The sequence below is a fragment of the Streptomyces sp. NPDC020489 genome (assembly GCF_044386545.1).
In the GTDB taxonomy this organism is placed as follows: domain Bacteria; phylum Actinomycetota; class Actinomycetes; order Streptomycetales; family Streptomycetaceae; genus Streptomyces.
Window position 1 is genome coordinate 422,452 of record NZ_JBIRUZ010000002.1, and the last position, 15,648, is coordinate 438,099.

Below are 15,648 nucleotides of genomic sequence, written 5' to 3' on the forward strand. Positions count from 1 at the left end.
TCACTGGCCCCCGTAGCGCTCCTTGACGGTCCTGCGCAGGCAGTCGAGGGTGTCACGAGGGCTGAGCGCGTCGTCGGCCAGTTGGTCCAGTGCCACGCGGTACTGCTCGGTCTCGTCGCGGTCCTCCAGGAACGTGGCGCTCCTGATGTGCTCCAGGTAGACGATGTCCGGGAGATCGAGACCGCCGAAGCGCAGGTACGTGACCGGGATGGCCGGTGCGGACGCGTTGGTCACGTCCAGGGGGACGACCTGCACGACGACATGCGGCTGCTGGGCCATCGCGATGAGGTACTCCACCTGTTCGCGCATGATCTCGCGGCTGCCCAGGACCCGCAGCAGCACCGACTCGTCGACGACCGCCCACAGCTGCGGTGCGTCCGGCCGTCCCAGCAGCTCCGCCCGCTTCATGCGCAGCTCCACGCGGCGGTTCACCTCGCGGGTCGGGGCCGAGGGCAGGCCGCGCTCCACCACGGCGCGGGTATAGGCCGGCGTCTGCAGCAGTCCGGGTACGTACTGGATCTCGAACGTACGGATGAAATCGGCCGCTTCCTGGAGGCCGACGAGCCGATCGAACCACTCCGGCATCAGCCGCTTGTCGAAGCGCTGCCACCATCCGGGTTCACCGGCCCTCCGCAGCAGTTGCAGCAGGACCGACGCCTCGTAGTCCTCCGTCTTGTAGAGGTCCAGCAGGGCGCGGACGTCACCCTCGGAGGGTGGCCGGCGGCCCTTGCCCGCCTCGATGCGGGACAGCTTCGCCGCGCTGAACCCGACGGCACGCGCCGCCTGTTCCTGCGCCATGCCCGCGTCTTCGCGCAAGCCCGCCAACTGCACGCCGACCAGCATCTTGAGCAAAGTCGGCGCGGGTTCGGTGCGCTGCAGGTACGGTTCGAGACGGGAGACGCGCGGTGACTCGGAGGGCATCCTGACTCCCGGTGGACAGAAGGCAACAGCCCGCATTATCGCACCGGTTGGCCCCTGCGCGCATGCTCCGTCCCCAGCTCGGTGCGGACGGCGCGCGCCCCCTGTCACATCAGGTCGTCGAACTCGCCGTCCTTCACCCCTGCCAGGAACGCCGCCACCTCGGCGGACGTGTAGACCAGCGCCGGGCCGTGCGGGTCACGGGAGTTGCGTATGGCCACGCCTCCCTGGGCCAGGGGAGCCACCTCGACACAGTTGCCCTCGGCGTTGCTGTGTCGGCTCTTGGTCCAGCGGACGTCCAAGGAACTCGCTTGCACTCCGTTCGGAAAAGATGGCATCGCAGTCTCCTCGCGCATGACTGGCTCGATCCGCACGCGCAATTTCCCGTGAAATTGCACGGACCGGCTGACGAGATGGATAATAACCCCGTCGCCAACATCCGTGCTGGCGCCCAGTCCTGACGTCACCTCAGGAGATGCCGTGTCGCAGCCCGCACGCCCAGCACCTTGGTCTGGCCCCACCGTGCTCCCGGCACACCGGCCCGCACCCCCCAGCGCCCACCCCCGCCCCACCAGCACAAGCGCCACCCTGCGACTGCCCGGCAACAACGAGGGCTGTGCACAGGCGCGCGAGTTCACCCAACGCGTCCTGGGCGAGTGGGGGTTGGGTGAATACCGGGACGACGCGCTGACCGTCGTCTCCGAACTCACCGCCAATGCCGTGCTGCACGGCCGAAGCGGCGACCTGGACGCCGACGCCGAGTCCGAGGTGTGGCTGCGCCTTACGCGCCGGACCGCGCACCTGGTGTGCGCCGTGACCGACCAGGGCGAGGGACATCCGTGCCCCCCGCACGCGCCGGACGAGCTCGGCGAGAGCGGGCGTGGACTGTTCATCGTGGAGGCGCTGTCGCGGCACTGGGGCTGGACCCGGCACTCGCCCCTGCGCAAGACCGTCTGGGCCATGCTGCCCATAGGTCCGCGGGCCTGACATGCAGCGGTCCTCCGACGTCCGTAGCGGTGACAGAGCCGCGCCGCGGCCGTATCAGGCCCTCGCGCTCCGCGACGCCGGTCTCGTGCCCTGGAGCGACATCAAGGACTCGTCGGGGTCCGCCGCCGCCATCCCCTTCCTGCTCGCCGCCATCGCCTCAGGCGACGAGGCCGCCGCGCGCGACGCGCTGGGCCGGTTGCGGCACCGCATCTGCCGGCACGGTTTCCTCGTCGGACAGGCGACAGCCGTCACCGTCCCCTTCCTGTGGGACCTGGCCCAACGACCGCAGATCACGTGTCGTGTGCACATCCTGCACCTGCTGCGGAACATAGCCGAGGCTCGCCAGTGGGAGACCACGGCCGCCGCCTACCCGAAGCTGCGCCGCCACCACGGCGACGACATCGCCTGGGAGTCGGACGCCCGCCAGGCCGTGCGCGCGCAACGCAGTGTCATCCCGCGCCTGTTGGCCGAGCGGGACAGCGAGCTCGTGGACGCGACCGAGGCGCTCGCCTCCACGCTGGCCCGGTGACGGCCACGGCGGCCCGGGCCTGACGGGCAACCGCTGCGTCGGCGAAGGAATGGCTCGCGTGCGAGGAGCGTGCAGCCGCCGTCGGAGCGGGTGGGCGCGTGGTCGCCTTGCCGGACCCCGCTCCTCACCTCGTCCGCTTGTTGAACGGGGTCCGCAGAGCCAGCAGGGCCACGTCGTCGTCGTTGTCGGCGGGGCGGACCCGGCGCAGGAGCTGGTCGGTGAGGGATTTCAGGGAGCGGTGGGCGAGGGCGGCGGCGTGCTGGCGCAGGCGTGCGAGTCCCTCGTCCAGGGAGTGCCCGGGTTCTTCGATGAGGCCGTCGGTGTAGAGCAGGAGGGTGGAGCCAGGCGGCAGCACGACGGTGGCGTCGGGGCGGGGCCTGCGGGTCCCGGTGCCCAGGAGGATGCCGTGGCCCTCGTCGAGGTAGCGCGTGAGACCGTCACGGGTGATCAACAGGGGCGGCGGGTGCCCGGCATTGGTCCAGCACAGCTCCCACTGGCCGTCCCCCGTGTCTTCGAGGTGGGCGTAGATCATCGTGGCCATGGGCACATTGGTGATGTGCGTGAGCGCCTCGTCGAGCCGCTCCACGATCCTGCTCGGCGGCTCTTTCTGGGACCAGGCGTAGGCGCGGAGCATGTTGCGCACCTGTGCCATACCGGCCGCGGCCTCCAGATCGTGCCCGACGACGTCGCCGACGGCCAGTGCGGTGGCGCCCTGGGGCAGACGGAAGGCGTCGTACCAGTCGCCGCCGACCTGTGAGGCGTCGGGTGCGGGCAGATAGCGGGCGACCATCTCCAGCCTGGGCACCCGAGGCAACTGAGGCAGCAGGTGGTTCTGCATGGTCTCGGCGACCGTGCGCTGACGCTGGTAGAGGCGGGCGTTGTCCAGGGCGACCGCGGCCCGTCGCGCGATGTCCTCGATCAGCGCCAGGTCCGCGCTGGTGAAGTCCCTCGCCTGGTCCGCGCGGCCCAGGGTCAGGGCGCCCAGGACCTCGCGGGTACTGCGGATGGGAGCGATGGCCGCGGAGCGGATACCGGTGGCCTCGAAGAGGCGGCGCTGTTCGACCGCGATGCCGGAGTCCGGGCTGCCCTCGTAGGTCTGCGGACTGGCGACGGTGGACGCCACCCCGCGCAGGGCTCTGGACAGGGGCATCGGAGATTCCTCCGGTACCGGCGGCATGGGTCCTTCGAGGTCGTCGCGGTGCACCAGCTTGTCGCCGTCGGCGTGGATGACGGCGGTGCGCCACACCTCGTCGCGCTCGGTGATCATGTCGATGATCACCCAGTCCGCCAAGCGCGGCACCACCAGGGCCACGAGCCGACGCAGCGTCTCGTCGACGTCCAAGGTGGAGGTCAGTTGCGTGGTGGTCTCCGCCAACAAGGCCAGCCGCTCGAGCTCCGTCAGCGGCTCGGCTGCCTGCTCCGAGCGCCGGTCCGCCTCCTGGTGCTGCTGGTCACGGTGGAAGATGACCAGCGTGGCCGCGTCCGGACCGCCCATGTCGTAGGGGGCGATCATCCAGGAGACGGGCAGCAGGGAGCCATCACCGCGAGCGAACCAGTCCCCCTCGGTCTGAGCCGTGTGCCTGGCGTAGAACGCCTGTCGCATGCTGCATCGGCTGGTCGGCAGGGCCTGGCCACGGGCATCCCGGTGCAGCAGATCATGCGCGTCATGCCCCACGAGCTCCTCGGCGGTACGGGCCAGCAGCTGCTCCGCGCGGGCATTGACGGCAAGGATGCAACCCTTGGCGTCCACCACGTAGGCCCCCGCGCCGATCGCGGCCAGCGCCCCGACCAGGGCGGTGTCAGCCGCCCTGCGAGACCACTGATCGGCTCTTTCGGCCCCTTCTGGCCCCGTCACGCCCGTCCTCCTTTGCGATTGCCGACCCGCGCCACCCACTGCACATCGGCACCCGCGTCCGCTTCCAGTCCTACGTTCCTTGAGCGAGTGCCCCAACATAGTCACACCAGCACGCGGTGTGCCCGACGGCACGTCATGGATGGCAGGGCGTGAGGCCCAGTCGAGGCGTGGGTCGGGAGCTACATCATCTCGCGCACGTGCTTGATGGCGCCGCGTTACCCGTGGCCAAATGGCGCCGCGTCACCCGTGGCCGGATGTCTTGGCAGATCGCTGGCTGGATGAACGCCTCGCAGCTGGCGTCCCACGTCCCAGATCCCCCCGGTGCGCCTCTCGATCACCGCGCGGACGGCGTGAGCTGCGGCTTCGTCCTCACGGCAGGCGATAAGCAGTCCTTTGCCGGTGACAGGGCCGATGAGGTGACACGCGCCGAGGACGCCAGCCGTGCCGGGGGGGCTGCCTCCAGCACCCAGGTGCGGTCGTCGGCCGGCATCCGCTCCCCCACTGACGCCTTCGTGACCATCGCCGACTCTCCGCTTCAGCCCAGCTCGCAGCGATCGAGTGCCGCGCGGACATGGTCGAGCCCCGCCGCTCTCCAGTGGTGCCGGTCCGGCATCTGGTCATCTCGGCGCCAGCGCCAGGCTGAGAACATCGCCCAGTTCAGGGCGCGGCACTGGCGAATCAGCCCGTGACCAGCACCCTCATAGTGCGTCGCCACCTCTTCGGGCGCGTGGGCGAGGTCGAACTCGATCGGTCCGCGGCAGCACGTACCGAGATCCACGAAGAGGGGCCCCCTGCGGGTGTCGAGGACGTTGCCCGGATGCGGCTCGCCGTGCAACAGCTGGCCGCCGACTCGGTCAGGGCCGATCGCGGCGCCCAGGACGCTGAGCGTGCTGATGATGAGTTCTCGGTCGGACTCGGGCAGCGCGGGGGTCCTCTCCCGGTCCTTCACCTCTCCGAGTGCCCTCGCGACCCGATCGGTGACGTGCGGGGCGTCCAGGTCGATTCGGCGCAGGGCGTCGTGGTGCCGTTTGAACGCGTCTGCGTAGTCGGCCGGAGCGATCTCCGACTCCGCAGGCTCGTAGTAGGTCCAGAGCGAGATGGCGAAGGCGTCACGCACAAAGACTTTCGGCTCCACCCGAGGATCGAGTTCGCCCACGGGAGCGTCGACGTCGGCAAGACGGCGGGCGACCTCCACCTCGAACTCGGAACCAGCCAGATGCCCTGGAGGCGCGACCCGAGCCAGCACATCGCACGGAGCCAGGCGCAGTGCCACGCGATCCGAGTTGTGGATGACGAACACATCGTCGACCTGAAGGCCCAGTGCAGAAGCGGTCGTACGTCCCGCTTCCACTGCGCGACTGAGTTCCGGCGGCTCCATGTCGTCCCCCTCATGGTCGAGCACGCGTACACGTCTTGAGAACGACTGCGGCGTCCCTGCCGTCTTCGCGGAGCATGCAGCGCCCAAACCTCCGCGGCGGCGAACAGCATCGCAGGAGCGGCCTGCATGAGCCTGGGAATTTCGGCCGGGCCGGCTCGGCGGCCCGGGTCGCATGGCTCCGGACATGGTCGGTCCCGGCTTGCCGTCCGGGCCGGGTCAGCGGGCGATCGAGATCGCGAAGGGTGCGAATCCGCTGGACCGGATCACGTGCGGTACGAACAGGATCGCGGCCTCCGTGGCGCGGGCGGTCTGGATGCCGCCGAGGTCGGTGATCCACTCCTTGCGCCAGCCGAGGTCGATGAGCAGTTCGCGGACGGTCTGCTTGGCCTGTGGGTCGTCGCCGGAGAGGAAGGCGTCCGGCGCCTGGGTGAGCGTGCTCGGCGCGGTCATCACCGGGAAGAGCATGGTGTTGAGGGTCTTGACGACGCGCGTCTCGGGCAGCGCCTGCTGGAGTTGCTCGGCGAGGCTCGAGCCGGGGTAGATCAGGTCGGCGGGCAGTCCGTCGGGTCCGTCGACGGTGGCGTTGGAGACGTCGATGAGGATCTTGTCGCACAGTTCCTCGCGCAAGGCGACCAGTGCGTCGAGCGAACCGGCGCCCGGGGTGGCGTTGATGACGATCTGGGCGCCCCGGGCGGCGTCGGCGGAGGCGCCCGGCGTGCGGTCCGCCACGGTCACCTCATGTCCTGCCCGGGTGAGAGCCGCGGCCAGGTTGCCGCCGACGCGGCCGTTGCCGAGGACTGCGATCGTGCTCATGATGGTCTGGTCCTTCCGTACGTACGTGGTGTGGTGCGCGATCAGCGCGAGAGCGTGGCGACGGCCTCGGCGTGGACGCCGGGCGCGGCGGCCAGGAAGCTCTCGCTCTGCGGGGTCCAGGGGCGGCCCTCGGCGTCGGAGATCTGTCCGCCGGCCTCGGTGACGAGCAGTGCCCCGGGCAGCAGGTCCGCGCGGGCGGCGGCGAACTGCCAGAACGCGTCGATCCGTCCGGCGGCCACGTTCAGCAGGTGCAGGGTCGCGGGCACGGCGGTGCGGACGACGAGCGCGTCGAAGAGCATCGCGGTGATCGAGGAGCCGACGCGCCGCACGACCTGCTCGTCCTCGTCCGGCCGGGCCTGGCTGGTGGCCACGATGCTCAAGGCGAGATCCTCGGTCGGGGAGACCCGCAGCGGCCGGCCGTCGACGTAGGCGCCCGCTCCGGTCAGCGCGGTGTAGGTCTCGCCGGTCAACGGCAGGTGGACCGCAGTGAGCACCGGCTGGTTCTCGCGTACGAGGGTGGCGGTCACCGCCCACTCCGGCAGCGCGTGCAGGTGGTTGACGTTGCCTTCGGCTGGATCCACGACCCACCATTCGCCGGGCGGCAGCGCCCCGCCGTCCAGCTCGTCCTCGACCCAGCCGGCGTCCGGGCGCAGGCGCGTGAGGCGGGGGCGCAGGATGTCGAGCGCCGCGTAGTCGTTGGCGGCGAGCGCGCGCATCAACTCCTCGCGGCTCTGGTAGCGGACCACCTCGCCGAAGCGCTCGCGCAGTACCGAACCGGCCGCGCGCACGGCGCTCGCGGTGTGGTCGAGCACATCGGCGTCGGAAGCGGCGCCATCGGGGGCCTGGGGCGTTTCGGACATGGTGGAACTCCCGTGTGAGGAGGGGTGATGAGGAGGCCGGCGGGACCACGCTGTGCGTTCCGTCCTGCGCTCTCGCATCGACGGTAGAGAGCCCGACGATTAACTTCAAATGCATGTCAAGCACGCCTAGGATTACTCGCATGCAATTGGATCTGAATCTGCTCGCCGCGCTCGACGCCCTGCTGGAGGAGGGCAGTGTGGCCGGGGCGGCCGCGCGCCTGCACGTCACCGCCCCCGCGATGAGCCGGAGCCTGGGCCGCATCCGGCGCACGACCGGGGATCAGATCCTGGTGCGCACCGGCCGCACGATGACCCCGACGCCGTACGCGATCGCCGTCCGGGAACAGGTGCACGAACTGCTGCACCAGGTCCAGGCGGTGCTGGCACCGAGCCGCGAACTCGACCTGGCCACGCTGGAGCGCACGTTCACACTCCGCTGGCACGATTCCCTGGTCACCCTGAGCGGCCCTGCCCTGCTCGCGGCCGTGCGCGCACGGGCGCCGGGCGTGCGGCTGCGTTTCCTCTCGGAATCGAGCGGCGACACCCCCGAGTTGCGGCGCGGCGAGGTCGACTTGGAGGCGAATGCCAACCGGCCGAGCGCACCTGAGATCCGTGCCGAGAAGGTGGGCGAGACCCGCCTCGTCATCGTCGCGAGACAGGGGCACCCTCTCGCCCGCGCCGGGACCGTCACCGCAGAGCAGTACGCCGCCGCTGAGCACGTCAGCGTCTCGCGCCGCGGAAACCTCGGCAACGCGCTCGACGACGCCCTCGCCCAACTCGGCCTCACCCGCCGCGTGGTGGCGACGGCGCCCACGGAAGCAGCCGCGCTGGAGTTCGCGCGCGCGTCCGACCTCCTGGTCAGCGTCCCCGAAGTCACCACGCGGTCATCGATCGCCGACCTCGGCCTGGTCGCGCTCCCCCTCCCGCTCGACCTGCCACCGGCCCTCCTGTACCTGTCGTGGCATCAGCGCTACGACACCGACCACGCCCACACCTGGCTGCGCGAGCTGGCACGGAACGCACTGGCCATGCGCGAAGAGTCGTAATCGGCGCCGCCCGCCTCACTTCTACGCCCATACAACCCCCTTGGGTCGTACGGCCACCCGCTGAGCGAACCCCGGATCAGATCACCGGCACGCGGGGACGGGCGTGCCCGCACCCGGCTCGGCCGGTCAGAGCAGTCCGGGTCGCTGCCATTCGGCCCCGAGGACGTGGTGGTCGAGGAAGTTGAGGAACGTCTCGTACCAGACGCGCGCGTGGTTCGGCTTCAGGATCCAGTGGTTCTCGTCCGGGAAGTAGAGGTATTTCGCGGGGACTTCGTGGCGTTGCAGTTCCTGGAAGAGCGTGGCGCCCTGCCCGACCGGCACGCGGTAGTCCTTCGCCCCGTGGATGACGAGCATCGGGGTGCGGATTGTGGCGACGTCCAGGTGCGGGGAGTCCGCCTCGTAGCGCTCGGGGTGGGTCAGGGGGTCGCCGAAGATCCGTTGGAAGTACCAGGGCACGTCGGTGTCGCCCTGGAACATCCGCAGGTCCCACAGGCCCGCATGGCTGATGATCGCCTTGAACCGGTCCGTGCTGGTGGCGACCCGGTTCGCCATGTAACCGCCGTACGAGCCGCCCGCGAGCGCCGTGCGTCCGGCGTCGATGTCGTCCCGGGCCTCGGTCGCGTCCGTCAGCGCGATCACATCGGTAAAGGGCCGCCCGCCCCACTGCCCCCAACCCCGGCGGTGGTTGATCTGTCCGTAACCGGTCGACAGGGCCGGGTCCGGCAGCAGCACCGCATAGCCGCGCGCGGCGAACGGCCACGGGTTCCAGCGCCAGGTCCAGCCGTTCCAGCTGAACTGCGGTCCGCCGTGGACCGCGACGAGCAGCGGCGCGGGCCGCTCGGCGGACGCGCCCTCGGGCAGCACGAGCCAGCCGCGCAGGACGAACCCGTCGTCCGCCTCCGCGTGCACCTCGGTGAGCGTGCCGGGCAGCTCCCCGACGTCCCCCGGGGCAGGCAGCTCGACCGGAGTCTGGTCGACGGCATCGGCAGCGATCCGGACGGGTGTCGGCGGGGCGTCGACCGCGTGGCGCAGGACGTAGAGCGTCCGCCCGTCGGGGGCCACGGTCAGCGAGCCGTACGCGCCCGACGCGGTCAGTCGTGTGACGCCGCCGTCCGGGTCGCGGCGGAAGACGGGCGCGTGCCCTTGCTCGTCGGACGTGAAGAAGACGGTGTCGTCGACCGGTGAACAGGCCACGTCACCGGGCCAGTTGTCGAATCCGGGCAGCAGGTCCCGCACCGGGCCGTCGGCCAGGTCGATCCGGACGAGGGTCACGTCCCCGGATTCGTCATACGTCGGGTAGCGCATCCGGCGGCACACGACGGCCGAACCGTCGTGCGTGAACCGCGGGGCCTCATACAGGTGCTCCAGATCGCCGACGACGTAGATCTCCTCGCCGCTCGCCGCGTCGGCCACCACCACGGCGGTGCGGTGCTCGTCCGGGACCCGCCCGGGCACGAACCGGCGGTACGCGACCCGTGTGCCGTCCGGCGACAGCGCCGTGTCCCCCGGGTCCTCCAGGCCGACCCCCTGTCCACCGGCGTCGACCGGTTCCGCGTCCACACCGGCGCGGACGAAGGTGTGCGGCTCCGCCGGACCCAGGTCGTGGTCCCAGGCGCGGGTCGGGCCGGCCTCGTAGAGGATCGCGGTGACCTTCGCGTCCCTGCGTGCCGCGCGCAGCTTGCCGTGTGCCTCGGCGTCGGCAGCACCCGGCAGCAGGCCCGCGGTGTGGCACAGCGCCCCGGAGGCCCGGGCGACGGTGACCGCGGTGATCCCGCCCGGGTGCCGGGCCACGATGGCGGCCTCGCCGCGCGGGGGGAGCGCCCACAGCGCGGCGCCCTCGTCCTCGTCGCCGTCACTGTCCGCGGCGGCGCGACCGGACAGGAAATACAGCGTCCCGTCCGGACCGAACACCGGCGCCGCCTCCCCCTTGTCGGAGCGGGTCAGCCGCAGCGCGTCCCGCTTCCCGGCCGGGTCGATCTCCCACAGACCCGACACGTAGCGCGTTCCGTCCCCGGACAACGACTGCACGGCCGCGACGAGACGACTGCCGTCGCAGGACAGGGCAAGGGAGGTGACGCGGGGGCGGGCGACGAAGGCGGACAGGTCACGGAAGGTGGATGCGCCACCGGAGGACTCGGTCATGCGGGTGATTGTCGCCCCAAGGCGACGCCCCGGCCAGGGAGTTCGGGCCGACGCACAGCTCAACACGAAGATCCCGCCCTATCGGTTCGGTCGGACGGGATCGCCTTCACCGTCTGCGAGTTGCGCCGCCATCATGATCATCGTGATCACCGTCCTCAGCGGATCGATCTCGCTCTGGCGGGAGCACAAGCTCAAGAAGGACAAATAGCGGAGGGAACAGGCCCCGGCGGAGAACGGCTGTTGACCAGTTCGACCCCACCGGCCCTCCGCGACCGAGCTGCCGCGCCCCCCACCCGGTCGGCCTCCGGTGAGGCCCTTGATCATGTCCTGCGGGCGGCCCTCTACCGTGGCACCGTGGAACTCCTGCATCTGCGTTACTTCGTCGCCGTCGCCCAGGAACTGAACTTCTCGACCGCGGCACGCAAGCTGCACATGGCGGCCTCCCCACTGAGCAGACGGATCAAGGATCTCGAAAAGGAGCTCGGGCACCGTCTCTTCGACCGCGACACCCACCATGTGGCCCTCACGCCGGCCGGCAACGCGCTGCTGCCGATCGCGCGGGGCGTACTGGAGCAGGTCGACTCCATCCAGTGGCGGCTGGACGAGACGGCGCGCCCGCAGCGGACCACCCTGCTGGTCGGCGTGCCCACCGGTATCCATCCGGATCTGCGTGAGCGGCTGGACGCCCTGGCCGAGCGGGTCGGCGACCGCTACGAGATCAAGCGCTGGCCGGGCGGCAACGACCGTCTCGTGGACGCCGTCTGCGACGGCAGACTCGCGCTGACGCTGGCGCGCCTCCCGGTCGGCGGCGACCCGGCACTGGAGCTGCTGCCGGTGATGACCGAACGGCTCGGAGCGGTCGTTCCCCGGGACCGGTTCGCCGGACGGGAGTCCGTCGCCCTCGCGGAACTGGCCGACCTCTCCTACGTGGTCTCCCCCGCGGGCATGACCACGGCGTACTTCCGCGGACTCGACCAGCAGCTGTCCGGCCTCGGCATCAAGAAACGCATCGAGATCAGCAGCACCACATTCGACGGCATTTCCGAGATAGTGTCCAGCGGGCTGGCTTTCTCCATTTCCATGCTGGACGACAGAAGTCCGGTCAGGAATTTCCATCTGGACAATGTGACGGTCCTCCCGTTCTCCGATTTCCATCCTCGACTGGAGACCGGCCTGATATGGCGGAAGGACCGGGGCGATGGCGGTGACCTGCAAGAAGTAGCTCAGGCGGCTCGCGAGATCTTCACCGATCCACTCCACTCATAACCGCCACACATCCTTCACGAAAGACGGTGTGACCGCTGCGGTCATACCGTCTTTCGCTATTCGGTCATTCCCTCGACTTCATTCGCGACACAATCCGGCGTAACTTAGTTGGCAGATACACGGAGAACATTTAAGCAAGGAGTGAGGAACAGCCATGACGGATTCCGCAGACACCGTCACCGGCCCCCTGGCGGGCACCCGCGTGATCGACCTCTCGACCGTGGTGATGGGCCCCTACGCCGCCCAGATCCTCGGAGACCTCGGCGCCGACGTGATCAAGATCGAGTCTCCCGCCGACACCGTCCGCGTCGGCCACTACCGCACCACGCCCGGCATGACCCCGCTGAACCTCAACGTCAATCGCAACAAGCGCAGCGTGTCCCTCAACCTCAAGGACGACACCGACCGCGAGCGCGCGCTCCAGCTGATCGACACCGCGGACGTGCTGATCACCAACATGCGGCCCGGCGCCCTGCACCGCCTCGGCCTGTCCTACGACGACGTCGCCGCCCGCAACCCCGGCCTGGTCTACGCGCACGCCCAGGGCTTCCGCAGCGACTCCGACCGCGCAGGCAACGCCGCGTACGACGAGACCGTCCAGGCGGCCTCCGGTCTGGTCGACATCGCCGACCGCGCCCTTGGCGAGCCCGTCTACCTGCCGACCATCATCGGCGACAAGGTCTCCTCACTGACCATCGCCTACAGCGTGCTGGCCGCCCTGTTGCACCGGAACAGCACCAGCCAGGGCCAGCTCGTCGAGATCCCGATGACCGACACCCTGATCGCGTTCAACCTGGTCGAGCACCTCGCGGGCCACACCCACGTGCCCGAGACCGGCCCCACCGGCTTCGCCCTGTCGATGCTCAAGGGCCACAAGGCGGTACGCACCAAGGACGGCCTGGCCTGCGTCATGCCGTACAACCCGCAGAACTACCGGGACTTCCTCACCGCCGCGGGACGCCCGGACCTCGCCGAGGACCCGCGTGTCAACGGCGAGAGCATCGACAGCGCCGACCACGAGGCCCTGGCCGCGCTTCTGGAGACCTGCGCCCCGGCGCTGACCACCGAGGAGTGGGCGGAGGTGTGCGCCAAGCACAGCATCCCGATGGCCCCGGTGCTGGAACTGGACCGCGCCCACGAGGACCCGTACGTCCAGGACGGCCACCTGCTGGACAGCGTCGAGCATCCCACCGAGGGCACCGTCCGCACCATCGGCATCCCGGTGCGGTTCTCCGCCACTCCGGGCTCGATCCGCCGGCTGGCCCCGGTCGCGGGCCAGGACACCGAGGACGTCCTCGCCGAACTCGCCGCCACCACCCACTGATCGGGCAGGAGAAGACCCCATGAGCACCCCAACCCCCACCCAGGCCCAACCTCCCGTCGTTCGCACCGAACGCGTCGGGACCGCCCTCCTCATCACCCTCGACCGCCCCGAGGCACGCAACGCCGTCAACGCGGCCGTCGCCACCGAACTGGCCGCCGCGCTCGCCGAGTTGGAGGCCGACTCCGAACTGCGGGCCGGCGTCCTGACCGGCGAGGGCGGCACGTTCAGCGCCGGCATGGACCTCAAGGCCGCGCTGCGCGGCGAGTCACCCGAGGTCGAGGGGCGCGGGTTCGGCGGCCTGACCGAGGCCGAGCCCACCAAGCCGCTGATCGCCGCCGTGGAGGGCTTCGCCATGGGCGGCGGCTTCGAACTCGCCCTGGCCTGCGACCTGATCGTCGCCGCCGAGGACGCCCGGTTCGGCCTGCCCGAGGTCAAGCGCGGCCTGATCGCCGCGGGCGGAGGCGTGATCCGGCTGCCCAAGCGCATCCCGCACCACCTGGCCATGGAGCTGCTGCTGACCGGCGAGCCCGTCGACGGGCGCCGCGCCGGGGAGCTGGGTCTGGCCAACCGGGTCACCGCCAAGGGCCTGGCCGTCGCCGAGGCCGTGCGCCTGGCCGAACAGCTGGCCACGAACGCCCCGTTGGCGCTGGCCGCCGTCAAGCGCGTCGTCCGTGCGGCCGACGGAGCCCCGGACGCCGAGGCCTTCGCCTTCCAGCGCGGTGAGATGAGGACCCTGATGGCCTCCGCCGACGTGACCGAGGGCATGACCGCCTTCGCCGAGCGCCGCGCGCCGCGCTGGACGGGGCGGTGAGGCAGGCATGAGGACCCAGGACGTACGGCAGCACCTCACCACCCCGCTCACCAGCCCCGCGTACGCGCCGATGGTCCCGCGGTTCACCGACCGCGAGTACCTCAACATCGTCTACCGCACCGATCCCGGCGCCCTGCGGGCCGTCGTCCCCGAACCGCTGCGGATCGACGAGCCGTTGGTCCGGTTCGAGGTCATGAAGATGGGCGACGTCAGCGGCTACGGCCCCTACACGGAGGCCGGCCAGGCGATCCCCGTCAGCTTCGAGGGCGAGCGGGGCGAGTACCTGCACGCGATGTACCTCGACAACTTCCCGGCGACCGCCTCCGGCCGCGAGGTCTCCGCGTACCCGAAGGTCATGGGCTCCCCGTCGCTGTACGTCGACTCCGGCGCGCTGGTCGGCACCCTCGACCACGGCTCACTGCGGGTCGCCACCGCGACCATGGGCTACAAGCACCACGAGCTGGACCGGCGCGAGGCCGAGGAACAGGTCGGCGTGCCGACGTTCATGCTCAAGACCATCCCCGGCTACGACGGCACACCGCGCGTGCAGGAACTCGTGCGCACCCGCATCACCGACCTCACCGTCAAGCAGGCCTGGACCGGACCGGCCCGGCTCCAGCTGTTCCAGCACGTGCTGGCGCCGCTGGCGGACCTGCCGGTGCTGGAGGTCGTCTCCGCCAGCCACATCCTCACCGACCTGACGCTCAACGGCGTCGAGCCGGTCCACGACTACCTGAAGGGAGGCGCTTCCGCATGAACCGCCCCTTCCGTACGGCCGCCGTCATCGGCGCCGGCACCATCGGACTGTCCTGGACAGCGCTGTTCGCGGCGTACGGCCTGACCGTCCGGGTGAGCGACCCGCGCGAGGACCTCGCCGGGGCGGTGGACGAGGCCCTCGCCCGGTACGCGCCGCATCTGGCCGCCCGCAACCTGGATGTGACCGGCCTCGCCGACCGGGTGCACCTCGCCGCCGACGTGACCGAGGCGGTCCGGGACGCGGACGTCGTCCAGGAGAACGGCCCGGAGCGCGTCGAGTTCAAGAAGGACCTGTTCGCCACGCTGGCCCGCGAGGCGCCCACCCACGCGCTGCTGCTCAGCTCCTCGTCCGCGATCGCGTCCACGGCGTTCACGGGGGAGCTGGCGGACGAGGACGCCGCCCGCGTCCTGATCGGCCACCCCTTCAACCCGCCGCACCTGCTCCCGCTGGTCGAGGTCGTCCCCGGCGAACGCACCGGCGAGGACGCGATACAGGCCGCGCTCGACTTCTACACCTCGGTCGGCCGCACCCCGGTCGTCGAGCGCAAGGAGATCCCCGGCTTCGTCGGCAACCGCCTGCAGAACGCGCTCAGCCGCGAAGCGGTGCACCTCGTCGAGCAGGGCGTGGTCACCCCCGAGGACCTCGACCGGGTCGTGACCAACTCCCTCGGCCTGCGCTGGGCCACGGTCGGTCCGTTCCTCGGCTCCCACCTGGGCGGGGGCCCCGGCGGCTACCGGCACCTGGTCGAACACATCGGCGCCTCGATGCAGGCCATGGGGGACGGCCTCGACCGCCCCGCACAGACCCCCGCCCAGCAGGAACGGCTCATCGAAGCCGTGGAAAAGGCTTACGGCTCCTCCACGTACTCGGAACTCGCCGAGACGCGCGACCGCAAGCAACTGGCCGTCCTGGACGCGCTGGACAGTGCGACCGGAACGACCCAGCCCAAGGAGGAGAACTGA

General features: G+C 70.6%; 15 protein-coding genes. 8 read left to right on the forward strand and 7 right to left on the reverse strand.

Annotated features, from left to right (window positions below):
* Together ACH41F_RS05625 and ACH41F_RS05630 are read right to left on the reverse strand one after the other, a co-directional pair.
* Window positions 1-921: a Scr1 family TA system antitoxin-like transcriptional regulator gene (locus ACH41F_RS05625; RefSeq protein WP_391232238.1), complete on the reverse strand. Its 921-nt coding sequence runs from the start codon at window positions 919-921 to the stop codon at window positions 1-3.
* 104 nt (window positions 922-1,025) lie between these two features.
* The gene (locus ACH41F_RS05630; protein WP_391232237.1) at window positions 1,026-1,256 is read right to left on the reverse strand and encodes a DUF397 domain-containing protein; all 231 of its coding nucleotides are present in this window, start codon (window positions 1,254-1,256) and stop codon (window positions 1,026-1,028) included.
* A 184-nt stretch (window positions 1,257-1,440) separates the two neighbouring features.
* Here ACH41F_RS05630 and ACH41F_RS05635 point away from each other — a divergent pair, with 184 nt between their 5' ends.
* Together ACH41F_RS05635 and ACH41F_RS05640 are read left to right on the forward strand one after the other, a co-directional pair.
* The gene (locus ACH41F_RS05635) at window positions 1,441-1,905 is read left to right on the forward strand and encodes an ATP-binding protein (protein WP_391232236.1); all 465 of its coding nucleotides are present in this window, start codon (window positions 1,441-1,443) and stop codon (window positions 1,903-1,905) included.
* 1 nt (window position 1,906) lies between these two features.
* Window positions 1,907-2,434 carry a hypothetical protein gene (locus ACH41F_RS05640; RefSeq protein WP_398833214.1) on the forward strand — a complete coding sequence of 176 codons (528 nt, stop codon included), beginning with the start codon at window positions 1,907-1,909 and terminating at the stop codon, window positions 2,432-2,434.
* 124 nt (window positions 2,435-2,558) lie between these two features.
* Here ACH41F_RS05640 and ACH41F_RS05645 read toward each other — a convergent pair whose 3' ends face one another.
* From ACH41F_RS05645 to ACH41F_RS05660, 4 genes are all read right to left on the reverse strand, one after another.
* Window positions 2,559-4,289: a SpoIIE family protein phosphatase gene (locus tag ACH41F_RS05645; RefSeq protein ID WP_391232234.1), complete on the reverse strand. Its 1,731-nt coding sequence runs from the start codon at window positions 4,287-4,289 to the stop codon at window positions 2,559-2,561.
* Between the two features lie 535 nt (window positions 4,290-4,824).
* On the reverse strand, window positions 4,825-5,667 hold the full coding sequence (locus ACH41F_RS05650; protein WP_398833650.1) for a phosphotransferase: 843 nt from the start codon (window positions 5,665-5,667) through the stop codon (window positions 4,825-4,827).
* 216 nt (window positions 5,668-5,883) lie between these two features.
* Complete coding sequence (locus ACH41F_RS05655; RefSeq protein WP_398833217.1) at window positions 5,884-6,480, reverse strand: NADPH-dependent F420 reductase; 597 nt, start codon at window positions 6,478-6,480, stop codon at window positions 5,884-5,886.
* 41 nt (window positions 6,481-6,521) lie between these two features.
* On the reverse strand, window positions 6,522-7,340 hold the full coding sequence (locus ACH41F_RS05660; RefSeq protein ID WP_398833219.1) for an inositol monophosphatase family protein: 819 nt from the start codon (window positions 7,338-7,340) through the stop codon (window positions 6,522-6,524).
* Between the two features lie 140 nt (window positions 7,341-7,480).
* Here ACH41F_RS05660 and ACH41F_RS05665 point away from each other — a divergent pair, with 140 nt between their 5' ends.
* On the forward strand, window positions 7,481-8,386 hold the full coding sequence (locus ACH41F_RS05665; RefSeq protein WP_398833221.1) for a LysR family transcriptional regulator: 906 nt from the start codon (window positions 7,481-7,483) through the stop codon (window positions 8,384-8,386).
* 126 nt (window positions 8,387-8,512) lie between these two features.
* Here ACH41F_RS05665 and ACH41F_RS05670 read toward each other — a convergent pair whose 3' ends face one another.
* Window positions 8,513-10,528: a prolyl oligopeptidase family serine peptidase gene (locus ACH41F_RS05670; protein ID WP_398833223.1), complete on the reverse strand. Its 2,016-nt coding sequence runs from the start codon at window positions 10,526-10,528 to the stop codon at window positions 8,513-8,515.
* Between the two features lie 354 nt (window positions 10,529-10,882).
* On the opposite strand from ACH41F_RS05670, the gene ACH41F_RS05675 reads away from it, so the two are divergent.
* The 5 genes from ACH41F_RS05675 (at window position 10,883) to ACH41F_RS05695 (ending at window position 15,648) form a co-directional block, all read left to right on the forward strand.
* A complete protein-coding gene (locus ACH41F_RS05675) occupies window positions 10,883-11,794 on the forward strand; it encodes a LysR family transcriptional regulator (RefSeq protein WP_398833226.1) in 912 nt (303 codons plus the stop codon).
* A gap of 154 nt (window positions 11,795-11,948) precedes the next feature.
* The gene (locus ACH41F_RS05680; protein WP_398833228.1) at window positions 11,949-13,118 is read left to right on the forward strand and encodes a CaiB/BaiF CoA transferase family protein; all 1,170 of its coding nucleotides are present in this window, start codon (window positions 11,949-11,951) and stop codon (window positions 13,116-13,118) included.
* Between the two features lie 19 nt (window positions 13,119-13,137).
* Window positions 13,138-13,929: a crotonase/enoyl-CoA hydratase family protein gene (locus ACH41F_RS05685; protein WP_398833230.1), complete on the forward strand. Its 792-nt coding sequence runs from the start codon at window positions 13,138-13,140 to the stop codon at window positions 13,927-13,929.
* A 7-nt stretch (window positions 13,930-13,936) separates the two neighbouring features.
* On the forward strand, window positions 13,937-14,686 hold the full coding sequence (locus tag ACH41F_RS05690) for an acetoacetate decarboxylase (protein ID WP_398833232.1): 750 nt from the start codon (window positions 13,937-13,939) through the stop codon (window positions 14,684-14,686).
* Window positions 14,683-15,648 (forward strand): 3-hydroxyacyl-CoA dehydrogenase NAD-binding domain-containing protein, encoded by a 966-nt coding sequence (locus ACH41F_RS05695; protein WP_398833234.1) that lies wholly within the window; start codon window positions 14,683-14,685, stop codon window positions 15,646-15,648. The genes ACH41F_RS05690 and ACH41F_RS05695 overlap by 4 nt, the downstream gene beginning before the upstream one ends.

Excerpts from the sequence above, each read along its gene's own strand:
- ACH41F_RS05625 (WP_391232238.1), bottom strand. The coding sequence starts at position 921 with ATGCCCTCCGAGTCACCGCGCGTCTCCCGTCTCGAACCGTACCTGCAG.
- ACH41F_RS05630 (WP_391232237.1), bottom strand. The coding sequence starts at position 1,256 with ATGCCATCTTTTCCGAACGGAGTGCAAGCGAGTTCCTTGGACGTCCGC.
- ACH41F_RS05640 (WP_398833214.1), top strand. The coding sequence starts at position 1,907 with ATGCAGCGGTCCTCCGACGTCCGTAGCGGTGACAGAGCCGCGCCGCGG.
- ACH41F_RS05650 (WP_398833650.1), bottom strand. The coding sequence starts at position 5,667 with ATGGAGCCGCCGGAACTCAGTCGCGCAGTGGAAGCGGGACGTACGACC.
- ACH41F_RS05655 (WP_398833217.1), bottom strand. The coding sequence starts at position 6,480 with ATGAGCACGATCGCAGTCCTCGGCAACGGCCGCGTCGGCGGCAACCTG.
- ACH41F_RS05660 (WP_398833219.1), bottom strand. The coding sequence starts at position 7,340 with ATGTCCGAAACGCCCCAGGCCCCCGATGGCGCCGCTTCCGACGCCGAT.
- ACH41F_RS05665 (WP_398833221.1), top strand. The coding sequence starts at position 7,481 with ATGCAATTGGATCTGAATCTGCTCGCCGCGCTCGACGCCCTGCTGGAG.
- ACH41F_RS05670 (WP_398833223.1), bottom strand. The coding sequence starts at position 10,528 with ATGACCGAGTCCTCCGGTGGCGCATCCACCTTCCGTGACCTGTCCGCC.
- ACH41F_RS05680 (WP_398833228.1), top strand. The coding sequence starts at position 11,949 with ATGACGGATTCCGCAGACACCGTCACCGGCCCCCTGGCGGGCACCCGC.
- ACH41F_RS05685 (WP_398833230.1), top strand. The coding sequence starts at position 13,138 with ATGAGCACCCCAACCCCCACCCAGGCCCAACCTCCCGTCGTTCGCACC.
- ACH41F_RS05690 (WP_398833232.1), top strand. The coding sequence starts at position 13,937 with ATGAGGACCCAGGACGTACGGCAGCACCTCACCACCCCGCTCACCAGC.
- ACH41F_RS05695 (WP_398833234.1), top strand. The coding sequence starts at position 14,683 with ATGAACCGCCCCTTCCGTACGGCCGCCGTCATCGGCGCCGGCACCATC.